We start from the raw sequence: 12,473 nt of genomic DNA on the forward strand, positions 1-12,473 counted from the left end.
ATGCCAAAAAAATTTATTAAACGTTTTTCCCCAAATCCAGAGACGTTAAAGGCTCATCCTCATTTACAACGCTTTGGTTCTAAACTACAAAACCCAAATTTATGGCATTTGAATCGACGTAGTGCTGCTGGTGCAGTTGCTGTTGGTTTATTTTGTGCTTGGATGCCAATGCCTTTTCAAATGTTACTAGCCGCTTTTTTAGCGATGTTCTTTTCGGTTAATTTACCCATATCAGTTGCACTAGTATGGGTATCTAACCCACTTACTATGCCGCCATTATTTTATTGTGCATATCGCCTAGGTGCTTTTATTTTACAAGCGCCACTCCTAGACTTTCATTTCAAACTTTCTTACCACTGGATAGTTAATGCCATTGAAACAATCGCACCACCGTTATTTGTCGGGTGCCTTATTTTAGGGAGCATCACTGCAATATTAGGATACTGGGGCTTTACATTTTTTTGGCGTTACAGCTCAATTCAAAAATGGAAAAAGCGTAAGTCTTACAAGAAACATTAAGATAAAAAATAAATAATTCGAGTTTATATAGAATTTACTTTATTCTATTGCGTTTAATAACAACTCTACTCTTTGTCAGTATATTAATTTAGAATATGGATATTGCATGAAAACACATCAAAAAGTAATTTCAACATTACTATTAACGGCTTTGTCATCTCCTGTGTTCGCAGAACGTTTAGTTGAACCAGAATCAGCATATGATAATGATTACATCAGTGTCACTGGATTCTTGGGTTCTCGAATTGACCTTGATTATGATGATGGAACTGATATTAATGACCCAGAGAGCGGTCTACGTTTTGCACAAGCGATTGCGCTAAATTGGAGTTACAAAGAAAACTCAGAAGGAGAATTAATTTTCTCTAATAGCGTTCGTTCATCTGGTGATATTGATATTTACTTACAATACTTGCACTTTGGTGGTCGTATCTTATTCCAAGACACTTCCCCTTTCTCGACAAGTATTGCCCTAGGTGTTGGTGGTACACATATTTTGCCAGATAGCGATGATTACAGCTCAGCTTATGCTTTTTCTGCAAGTGCAGCTGTAGGTATGCGTTACCAATTAAATCAGCACTTTGCACTTCGTAGTGACTTAAGAGTTTATGGGACACTATTGCGTGAAGGACATACAGAATCTTTTTGTAGTGGTACAGATTGTGCAGATGGCTATCTAATTGAAGCAGAATTATTAGCAGGTATTGAATACAAGTTCTAGAACTTCTTCTGTTTTTAATGTTCGAATAACAAAAGGCCAATTAGTGAGACTAATTGGCCTTTTTTATTATCTACTGTACCAGTGCTTTTGTAACTTTCTCATACAGATCGACAGCCAAATTAGGCAATGCTAATAATCTATTGAGTTGCACTTTAATCAGTTCTACACGCTTTTCATCTAAACGTTTGAATTGAATTAGTGGTGTAATTAAACGAGATGCGACTTGCGGATTTTGACTGTTCAACTTAATTAATTGATCAGTTAAGAATGCATACCCACTGCCATCAATATTATGAAAACGGTAAGTATTATTCTGTGCAAATGCACCAACTAAAGAACGTAGACGGTTTGGATTACTAAAATCAAAGCTACGGTGATTAAACAATGCTTCAATATTTTGCAATACATTATCAGACGGCATACTTGCTTGTAAGGCGAACCATTTATCCATTACTAAGCCTGTTTCAAACCACTTATCATCAAACGCTTGCATCACAGATGCTCGGCAATCTAACAAACCACTATTAGCAGCGTTCAGTGCACCAAGGTAATCAGTCATGTTATTACATGCGTCAATTTGTGCTAAAACGTATTCATTTGCTAATTTTTTATCTACACGAGCAATGAATGCCAGTGCACTATTTTTTAATTTACGTTTAGCAATATCTTCAATATCAGGTTGATACGCTTTTAATTCGTTATGATGTAGATAAGTATCTACAAATAACTCATGCAATTGCGTTGCAATCTCTTGCAGCATAAAGTCACGCGCTGTGTGTATTGCATCAATATCCACTACATCAAATAACTCACGAGCACCATTTTCACTAGTGAAAGCAAACATATCAGCTACTAATGAAGGATCTAAATCTTCACTAACCAAGACCGATTTAAAACCATCGATAAATATTTCAGGTAACGATAACATTTCTACATTCTGCAATGCTTTAACGTTTTTCACTAAATATTTGTTGAATAGGGTTTGTCCTGCATCCCAACGAGAAAATTCATCACTAGCGAAACTCATGATATCTAATAATTGCTCATCACTGTAAGCATATTGATATTTAACAGGCGCTGAAAAACCACGGAATAAACATGGAACAGGTTTAGTTAATACATTCTTGAATACAAAAGTTTGTTCAGTATGAGTGAGACTTAATACACGGTTAGTTTTTCCCGGTAATAATTCAATCGCGTTACCATTGCTGTCCAGCAACTCAATATCAACAGGGATATGCAACGGCAATTTTTTCTTTTGATCAGCAGTCGGTAAAGTCTTCTGTTTGAAAGTGATTTGGTAAGTTTGATTACTGCTATTGTAATGGTCCGTCACATAAACGTGCGGTGTACCCGATTGCGAATACCAACGTTTAAATAACGACAAATCAATACCACTAGCATCTTGCATTGCCGCGACAAAGTCATCACAGGTTACAGCTTGTCCATCAAAACGTTGTACATAAAGTTGCATACCTTGTTGGAACTTCTCTTCCCCTAATAACGTATGCATCATTCGAATCACTTCAGATCCTTTTTCGTATACCGTTAATGTGTAGAAGTTATTCATTTCCATCACACTTTCTGGACGAATTGGATGCGACATAGGACCAGCATCTTCAGCAAACTGATGATCACGCATAGTCATAACATTGGCAATACGATTAACACTACGACTGCCTAGATCAGAACTGAACTCTTGATCTCGAAATACGGTTAACCCTTCCTTCAAGCTTAACTGAAACCAATCTCGACAAGTAATACGATTACCCGTCCAGTTATGGAAATACTCATGGCCAATCACAGCTTCGATACCTAAATAATCTTGATCCGTTGCACTTTGCGAATTAGCTAATACAAATTTAGAGTTAAATACGTTTAAGCCTTTATTTTCCATGGCGCCCATGTTGAAGAAGTCAACGGCAACAATCATGTAGATATCAAGATCGTATTCTAAATTAAAACGTTGTTCATCCCACTGCATTGATTTTTTCAGTGATACCATCGCATGTTGAGTTTTATCTAAGTTACCTTTATCAACAAATAGAGCGAGTTTTACATCACGCCCACTTTTGGTTACAAAATTATCTTCTAAACAATCAAAGTCTCCTGCCACTAGAGCAAATAAATAAGCAGGTTTAGGGAATGGGTCAACCCATGAAACAAAATGACGACCATTTTCTAAATCGCCTTGATCAACTTGGTTACCGTTTGATAGTAAATATGGATATAAGGCCTTATCGGCAATCACTTTAGTACTGAATTTTGCTAATATATCAGGACGATCTAAATAGTAAGTAATACGTCGGAAGCCTTCTGCTTCACACTGTGTACAAAACGCATCACCAGATTTATATAAACCTTCAAAGGCTTGATTCGCTACAGGGTCAATTTCAGTATTAATTTCTAAAGTAAACGAGGCAGGCAATTGGTTAATAACAATGCCATCTTCAACTAATTGATAATCGGAGTATGCAACGCCATCAACCAAAATAGAAATTAAGGTTAATGATTCACCGAATAGAAACAATGGTGTTACTTCTGTGTTAACACGCTTGACTTGGCTTACTGCTTTTACTTTTGTTTGGCTATCAAACAGATCAAACTCAAGGTCAATCGTGGAGATAGTGTAATCTGATGGACGGTAATCGCTAAGGTGCTTTTCTTGCGGATTTCTTTCAATAACTTCTTCTACGAGAGAGTCAGACTGGCTCATTTTTATACACTCTTAAATCAGGGAAATTAATATGGTTAATATACAAGAAGGCGACTTATTTACTAAGCCTTATTTGTATTTCAATAACATTCACACTTAATAAATTATCAATTTGACGATTTAACACTTATCCGTCTTAATCATTCGCATAAAGGCAATAAGCCTTTCATAACTCATTAAGTGAGAATACAGCATTATTTACGATGTAAAACTTTAACAACTTATTGAATGTGATGTGTAACCATGACATTTACGTTTTATTTTTATTTTTATTAAAAATCAATCTTAACCAGGTAAAACATTGACTATTTTACTGTGCACGGTGGCAATACGGATAACATCAATCAAGGCTGTTTGTTTGTATCAGACTTACACTCATTTTGTAAGTTCCATATGCATATTAATAATCCCCTCCTCAATATCACGCTCTATTTTAAAACCGAGTTTTTTGGCTAATTTAGCCATACCAATATTACTTAACATGGTCATTGCAACTAACTGACGAGTGCCTTTTGATTGTTGATAAGCAACCATCTTATTTAACAATAATGACCCCATACCTAAACCTTGCAATTCTCGACTTACTATCATGCCAAATTCGGCTTCGAGATTATCTGGATCAGTAGACGCCCGAATGACAGCAACAATATCTTGTTCTTCTTCATTATTGTAATTAACCGCAATAAAAGCCATCTCTCTTTCGTAATCAATTTGTGTCAACATTGCCATTTCTTCATGGGTCATTGATCCACGTTGAGAAAAATAACGTTTATAACGATCTTCTTTAGTTTGGCTATTATCAAAAAGTTGGTGGCGAACTTCATCTTCCGCAGTAATGGGTCTTAATAAAACGGTTTGTCCATTTTTTAAGTGAATAATTTCTTCAAGGTGTTTAGGGTAAGGACTAATTGCAAAACGACAGGGCAAGTTCTCTTCACTTTTTACTAATGTTATTTGACTATCTACTATCGTCACCTTACTACCTGTCACTAATACAGGATTTAAATCTAAATCTTCTATTTGTGGATTATCCAATAACATTTGTGATAACTGGGTAAGCATCAAGCAAACAGCCTGCATATCAAAGTCTTGTACTTGTTGTTTCACTTTTATCTTTTTGTCTTTAATACCTTGAATCACCAGATATCTCGCCAACGCCATATTTAAAGGCGGTAGAGCAACAACAGCATTCTCTAATGTTGTTTGTAAGTCTCTAGTGTCGCTATCTTGAGAAATAGCAATAACAGGCCCAAAAATAGCATCCTGTTTAATCATCACTCGTAACTCCAATGCCAAACCAGATGCCACCATTTTTTGCAACGTAAACCCTGTTAATTGAGCATCTGGTAACGCTTTTTTTACACGCTCTGTTATCGACCTTAATGCAGAATCCAGTTCGCGGGCATTATTGATATTTAACATCACCCCATGTACTTGTGATTTAAACTGAATGTCAGGCGAATTAATTTTAACTGCTAACGGATAACCGATTATCTTCGCTTTTTCGATTGCATCAGTAATATCTAATGCGATATGCGTGTCTATAGTATTAAGGTGATAAGCATCAAACAATGGTTTGGTACAATAAGTGCTCAGTTTAACAGGCAGACCGTCATCACCTTGGGTTCGTTCAATGATTACTTCTTTAATAAAGTTAGTTGCCGCTTTAGCGTCGTAAATAATATGATCTGGGACGCTAATTGGGGTTTCCATTAATAGTTTTTTGTTGCGTCGGTACTGTACCAAATGCATAAATGCGGTACTCGCCCCTGTAGGAGTTCTAAAAGTTGGGATTTTAGCGTTTGCAAAAATTTGTCGTGCCGGTCTTGCAGCGGCCTCTCCAGTCCAGTTAGTTAATATGTTGATTTGTTTACGCCTTGGGTGCTTTTGAATTGCCTCGACGATGGCTAATGCAGTCTCTTCGCTGTTTGATAGTGCAGAAGGTGAATGGATAATTAAAATTGCATCGACCTGGTCACTATCCATTAGATGATTTAATGCAGTGGCATAACGTGTTGGATCTGCATCTCCGATCATATCAATGGGATTATTATGTGACCAATTATCAGGTAAACAGGCATTAAGCTTGTCCATTAAAGGTGCATCTAGCTCTGCTAAACGCCCTCCTTCTTCCATTAAATTATCAACAGCGAGTATGCCTAAACCACCACCATTACTCACAATGGCTAATCGCTCGCCATGCAATGCTCTGGAATAAGCTAAGGTTTCTACAGCTGCAAATAATTCATGTAAATCATGCACTCTTAACAAACCAGCTCGTTTAATTGCCGCATCATAAACGCTATCATGACCAAATAAGCCCTTGCTGTGTAAAGCTGCTGCTTTGGCACCTAATAAAGAACTGCCAGACTTTATTACCAATACCGTTTTATGTTGTGCAATAGCGCGTGCTGCTGAGACAAAAGCACGTGCATTATCAATATTATCGATATACAACAAGATAGACTGTGTTTTTGTATCACGAGCAAGGTAATCTAATACCTCAGCAAAACCAATATCTTGCGCATCACCTAATGAAATAAAAGCAGAGAAGCCGATGCCTTTACTACTTGCCCAATCCAACACAGTCGTACACACTGCTGCTGACTGTGAAACAAAAGCAATATTACCCGGTAACGCATTGCAATGGGCCAAGCTTGCATTCAACAAACAATGCGGGTTAATAATCCCTAAACTACTCATACCTAATAAACGAATACGATGCTGAGCTGCTAATCGGTATATCTCACTTGATGTACTCGCTTGGTCTTCGGTAGCAACAATAATGGCAGACTGGCAACCTTTATTCGCTAATGCAAGAAGGATATCTGGTATACGAACCTCGTTCGTACAGATCACCGCTAAGTCAGGAACAATCGGTAAATCAGGTATTTGTTGATAAGCCAAGACCCCGTGCACCGACCGATATTTTGGAGTAACCGGCATAATAGGTCCATTAAAACCAGCCGCTAACAAGTTATTCATAACTAAATAACCTGCACGCTTAATATTGACCGATGCGCCAATAACAGCAACAGACTTAGGATTAAAGAAGTGTTTAAGTGATTGTAAGCTCATAACTACCTTATCTAGTACTGTTAGTACAAATATGAAGAGGTAATAGTTTACCTATTCAAATAGAAGTTGCTGTATTTTTTAAATAAAGTAAGAGCCTTATCATCTATTTTCTGTTGTATTCTCGTTAATTTATTCTTACTCCAACTCACTCTTTTACAAAGCACTTCACCCATTAAAAAATAAGTCTATTAATTATAATTTCACACTCAGACAAATAACTCAGCTATTTTGCACTTAAAGTAAGAATTCAATTGCACCCTATTGCTGGTCATCATACACTCGCTATTTTTGCCTTGTCGGAGTCAGTTGTGCCATTTATCGTTGAATCTAAAAAAATCATCAAACTAAGCTTACCATTATTTATTGCGCAGTTTGCGCAAACTGCAATGGGCTTTGTTGATACGGTAATGGCCGGTGGTGTGAGCGCAACAGATATGGCAGCGGTTGCCATTGCAGCGAGTATTTGGTTACCTTGTATTCTATTTGGTGTCGGTGTACTGATGGCTTTGATCCCGCTAACGGCACAAGCACATGGTGCGAATGATTTAGACAATATTCCTAAAACAGGCCAACAAGGTTTATACCTATCATTATTGTTATGCATCCCGGTTGCCATTGTATTATTTAACGCAAGCTCTCTGATGGTTTTGATGGAAATAGAAGACCGCTTAGCTGAAATAACAACGCATTATTTATATGCAATGATTTTTGCCATTCCAGCATTTTTAATATTCCAAGCATTACGCAATTATATTGAAGGGTTATCGTTAACCAAGCCTGCAATGGTAATTGGATTTTTAGGTTTATTACTAAATATCCCATTGAATTGGATGTTCGTATATGGAGAATGGGGAGCACCAGCCTTAGGCGGTGTAGGTTGTGGTGTTGCTACAGCGATTGTGTATTGGTTTATGTGTGCTGCACTAGCAGCTTACGTTTATTACACACGAAAGTTAAAAAACTACCCATTATTCACGAAATTTACTAAGCCTGATTACAAACATATATATCACATTGCGAAATTAGGCTTACCGGTTGCTGTTGCCCTATTTTTTGAAGTAACCATCTTCGCTGCGATAGCAATACTTGTTGCTCCATTGGGAGCAAATGTAGTGGCCTCACATCAAATCGCCATTAACTTTTCGAGCATGATCTTTATGTTACCAATGAGTATCGCTAATGCAGTGAGTATTCGAGTGGGCTATAACTTAGGCAAACAAAGTAACAATGGTGCAAAGCAAGCAAGCTATGCAGGCCTTTCGATTGGCTTAGGATTATCAGTGATTACTGCTGCACTAAGCATTATATTCAAACAGCAAATAGCAGAGCTCTACTCTAATAATATAGAGGTTATTGAGCTAGCCATAACGCTAATTTTATTATCGGCAATATACCAATGTGTAGATGCGATTCAAGTAGTGGCAGCAGGTGCATTACGTGGTTATAAAGAGATGTCTGCAATATTTATTCGTACGTTCATTTCATACTGGATAGTTGGTTTACCGTTAGGCTACATTTTAGGAATGACCGACTGGTTAACAGAGCCAATGGGAGCGATTGGTTTTTGGATAGGTATCACAGTTGGATTAACAACTGCCGCTATATTACTAGGTCAACGCCTTCATCATATTCAAAATAACCAATTTTCCGTTCACTAAATTGATTCTGCGAACAGCTACCTCAGAGCTGTTCGCATTACCTAAAACGATAACCTAAAACAAATAAATACCCTATTACCAATGGTAATAAAAGTAAACTAGCTAATACAATACCAATCAGATAAAACACAGAAGCGATATTAAGCATTGTACCTAGCTGAGCAAACCATGGCAGTTGAAGAAATTGGTTGCTGAGCATTAACAAGATACACAGTAATACAAAGACCAACAGTCCCCCACTAATTCCCTTTAAGTCCTCAGCAGAAGGTGATAAATGTAAGCTAATCGCTGCACAACAGTAACCCCAAACAATCACTTTAATAGGTTCATTAATATATGCCTGTTCGATGACCTCTAGCACTGCGCTTGTTAATTTGTGTGAGTTTTCGTATTGTAACTTGCTTATACCATCAGAAAGCCCACTTTGTAATAATAAAAATAACTCACCAGCATTATCTAACAAGCACCAACTAACTATATACAGGCTTAATAAACCACCAAATAAAGGAGCAATACCGATAAAGAAGTTACCCATTATTTGCCATAAATTTCGATTATTATATGAATGAGTCACGTAACCTAATGTGCCCTTTTGATCAGGACTAAACAGTAAAATTCGCCTAATTTTATGCCCAAAAACAAGGCAAAAAAATGCATGACTTAATTCATGTATTGGAGTTCCTATCCAAGCACTAATATAAATTACTTTACCGCCAAACAAACGTAGACTTAATGCAAACACTAAACGTTGTAGAATAAATAAGATCACTATTAAAATAAAAAATAGGCTTACCGCATTTATAGCCATTACAATTTGTGAGAGAAGTTTATCAATACTTATATCTCCAACAGCAGGTAAAGAAGCAATAGTTCGTTGTAAATCCACAGTTTTCTCTTTAGATGTAATAAGGCAATATTGTAAGGAAGCTTTTTTTAAAATACGTTTTATTTACTTACGCATTAACTCTTGCCACAATAAAATCAATTGCAGCTTTCAGCTTAGGAACTTGATAGCGTTGCTTTTGATATAACAAAAAAATCCCTAAATTAGGATTTTGTGTCACGGTTAATGATGGCGTAATATTTAACTCAACTAACTCCCCTGATAAGATATGATCCTTCAATGCCCACTTTGGCATCATTAATATTCCTTTTCCAGCAATAGCTTGCCTTAATAACCAATCACCACTATTAGTGATTAGATAAGGTTTTGCTGAAACGTCATACCATTGCCCTTTTATATCACATAACCAAGGCGTAGCACCTGCAGGTGTTTTGAAGAACAAGCCTTGAAGTTGCTTTAACTTTAACGCATCTTCAATTTTACCAACTTTTTTAATATAACTAGGTGCTGCAACTGGGATGAAATCATTATCCATAAGTTTAATGGCAACCACTCGCTCGTCTGGTGCATAGCCTCCACGAATAGCTAAATCAACCTCATCTCTTGCAAGGGTAGACAGTTCATCAGTGAGTGTCACATTTAACGTGACCTGCGGATACAAACTATAAAATTCATCTAATAAAGGTAATAACACTTTTTCACCAAAACCGACCGTTGAGCTAATATTCAAGACTCCCATTGGGGTGGTTTGATAAGCCCTAACTGACTCATCACTGAGTTCCAGTGTTCTCAATACATCGCATACTTGTTGATAATATTGCTGCCCTATTTCAGTGAGAGTCATTACCCTTGTTGATCGCTTTAATAAGGTAGCCCCTAAACTTTTTTCAAGATCTGCAATACGTCGTGATAATGATGAAGGCGGTACAGAAAAGACCTCTGCAGCTTTGGTAAAACTGCCCATTTCTACTACTTGAACAAAGTATTTTAATGCACGTAGCTGATCCAATTGAAACTCCCTTGCTATTAAACTTATAACTATTGTCTTTATGACAATAAAGATGCTCATATTAAGGTATATATCTCGTCATTAATAGTTGCAATAATCATTTCCGTTGATTCAACAACATAAACTTTGCTTTTATCAAGAGGAAAATAACATGACAACATTTACAGCAATTAATCTCGTTAAATACCATGAAGGTGGTCATGTGGACTCATCAATTTTCGATGTAGTTGAGAAAACATTACCTGAAATCGAACCAGGTCAAATTTTGGTTAAACAAAACTACATGTCACTAGACCCAGCTATGTTTGGTTGGATGACGCCTGATACTAACAGTTATATCCCACCAGTTGCGCTAGGCGATGTCATGCGTAGTTCTGGTATTGGAGAAGTCACAGTCAGTAATCATCCAGACTTTACTGTCGGTGATCGTGTAATGGGCATGATGGGATGGCAAGAATACTACATAGGTGATGGTAAAGGACTAAATAAAGTAACCGCTGACTTACCAGATGAAAGCGTTTTATCTGTTTTTGCATTACCTGGTTTAACTGCTACACAAGGCTTATTTAACGTAGGTAAACCACAAAAAGGCGAAACATTAATCGTAACGGGAGCAGCAGGATCTGTTGGCTCTATTGTAGGGCAACTTGCTAAAGCAGATGGCTTACGTGTAATTGGTGTTGTTGGTAGCGAAGAAAAAGCAGATTGGATTGTCAACGAACTAGGATTTGATGCAGCGATTAATTACAAGAGTGATGATTTAGCTGAGCAATTAGCAGACGCAGCGCCAGACGGTATAGACGTCTTCTTTGAAAATACTGGCGGACCTATCCAACATATGATCATAGATAAAATGAATGCACATGGTCGCGTTGTAGTATGTGGTTTGATATCTGACTATCATAGCGATGTTCCGGCACCAGGGCCAAGTTGGTTAAATGTGATTAAACGCCGTATCACTATTCAAGGCTTCACTATGCCAGACCATTTTCATAAAGTGCCGGAGTTATTAGAAAAACTAACCCCTTATGTAATGGCAGGCCAAATTAAGCACAGAACCCATGTATTAGAAGGTTTAGAGTCTGCTATCGATGGTTTAAACCTATTTTCTACCGGTGCCAACAAAGGTAAATTGGTCGTAAAAATTTAGACTATTAAATTAATATATAGACATTTAATTTGATACCAAAAGCACTAACGAGCACCGTTAGTGCTTTTTATGCCTTCTCGTGTTAATCCCCTATTTTAAAAGTCACTTGTAAAATAATTTAAGATCCCTAGAATAGATTTAAACTAACCGGTCGTTTAGGTAAAAAATATGCCACGCAAAAAGAGTTATGAAGATAATGATGTCATCGAAAAAGCGACGGAGCTTTTTTGGCGTAATGGTTATCAAAATACTTCAATGAGTTTACTTGAATCTACAATGGGTATTAATAAATTCTCTATTTATGCCAGTTTTGGTAGTAAGCAAGGTGTATTTATCGCCAGTTTACAAGCCTATCGAACTCTTCATTCCACAGCGATCATTAAATTAAAGCAAAGTAATCAAGGTTTAATGGCGATCAAAACTTTTTTCTATGACTGTTTAGATATTTATCATGACACCGATTGTAGTAAAGGGTGTTTGATGTCTAACACTCGTGCCCAATTAAATAACCATAAAGAAACGAAAATACTCGCTGAAATTCAATCCTTTGTTGATTATCAACGACAACTCTTTATTGATAAGTTACTAGAGCATGGCCTTGACCAATCAACAGCAGTTAAGCAAGCAAATTACCTTATCATTACTAAGCAATCTATATCAGCTGCATCAAAAGTGCATCCCATTGAACAAGTACATGACTATATCGAATTCACTTTCAACGCGATAAGTGCAACTCACACACATTAACCAATAAACAAGGTGATCAATTTCCACACCT

9 protein-coding genes are annotated in these 12,473 nt (G+C 37.0%); 5 read left to right on the forward strand and 4 right to left on the reverse strand.

Features of this window, described 5'->3' with window-relative positions; all coding sequences use genetic code 11:
* Positions 1-519, forward strand: a complete 519-nt coding sequence (locus V5290_RS03805; RefSeq protein WP_333382054.1) for a DUF2062 domain-containing protein — start codon at positions 1-3, stop codon at positions 517-519.
* Between the two features lie 106 nt (positions 520-625).
* A complete protein-coding gene (locus V5290_RS03810; RefSeq protein ID WP_333382056.1) occupies positions 626-1,240 on the forward strand; it encodes a hypothetical protein in 615 nt (204 codons plus the stop codon).
* 70 nt (positions 1,241-1,310) lie between these two features.
* Here V5290_RS03810 and pepN read toward each other — a convergent pair whose 3' ends face one another.
* A complete protein-coding gene (gene pepN, locus V5290_RS03815) occupies positions 1,311-3,956 on the reverse strand; it encodes an aminopeptidase N (protein WP_333382057.1) in 2,646 nt (881 codons plus the stop codon).
* A gap of 375 nt (positions 3,957-4,331) precedes the next feature.
* Positions 4,332-7,034 carry a bifunctional acetate--CoA ligase family protein/GNAT family N-acetyltransferase gene (locus V5290_RS03820; protein WP_333382059.1) on the reverse strand — a complete coding sequence of 901 codons (2,703 nt, stop codon included), beginning with the start codon at positions 7,032-7,034 and terminating at the stop codon, positions 4,332-4,334.
* A 308-nt stretch (positions 7,035-7,342) separates the two neighbouring features.
* Between V5290_RS03820 and V5290_RS03825 the strand changes: the two genes are divergently transcribed.
* Positions 7,343-8,692 carry an MATE family efflux transporter gene (locus V5290_RS03825; RefSeq protein ID WP_416351596.1) on the forward strand — a complete coding sequence of 450 codons (1,350 nt, stop codon included), beginning with the start codon at positions 7,343-7,345 and terminating at the stop codon, positions 8,690-8,692.
* 37 nt (positions 8,693-8,729) lie between these two features.
* Here V5290_RS03825 and V5290_RS03830 read toward each other — a convergent pair whose 3' ends face one another.
* Both V5290_RS03830 and V5290_RS03835 read right to left on the reverse strand, forming a co-directional pair.
* Positions 8,730-9,578, reverse strand: a complete 849-nt coding sequence (locus V5290_RS03830) for a hypothetical protein (RefSeq protein ID WP_333382062.1) — start codon at positions 9,576-9,578, stop codon at positions 8,730-8,732.
* Between the two features lie 67 nt (positions 9,579-9,645).
* Entirely contained in the window at positions 9,646-10,545 is a 900-nt protein-coding gene (locus V5290_RS03835; RefSeq protein WP_333382064.1) for a LysR family transcriptional regulator, read from the reverse strand.
* A gap of 151 nt (positions 10,546-10,696) precedes the next feature.
* On the opposite strand from V5290_RS03835, the gene V5290_RS03840 reads away from it, so the two are divergent.
* On the forward strand, positions 10,697-11,695 hold the full coding sequence (locus tag V5290_RS03840) for an NADP-dependent oxidoreductase (RefSeq protein WP_333382066.1): 999 nt from the start codon (positions 10,697-10,699) through the stop codon (positions 11,693-11,695).
* Positions 11,696-11,863: 168 nt separating this feature from the next.
* Positions 11,864-12,442, forward strand: coding sequence for a TetR/AcrR family transcriptional regulator (locus V5290_RS03845; protein ID WP_333382068.1), 579 nt, complete (start codon positions 11,864-11,866; stop codon positions 12,440-12,442).
* Positions 12,443-12,473 lie beyond the last annotated feature (31 nt).

Origin of the sequence: Psychromonas arctica (genome assembly GCF_036697365.1) — a bacterium.
Classification (GTDB): Bacteria; Pseudomonadota; Gammaproteobacteria; order Enterobacterales; family Psychromonadaceae; genus Psychromonas; species Psychromonas arctica_A.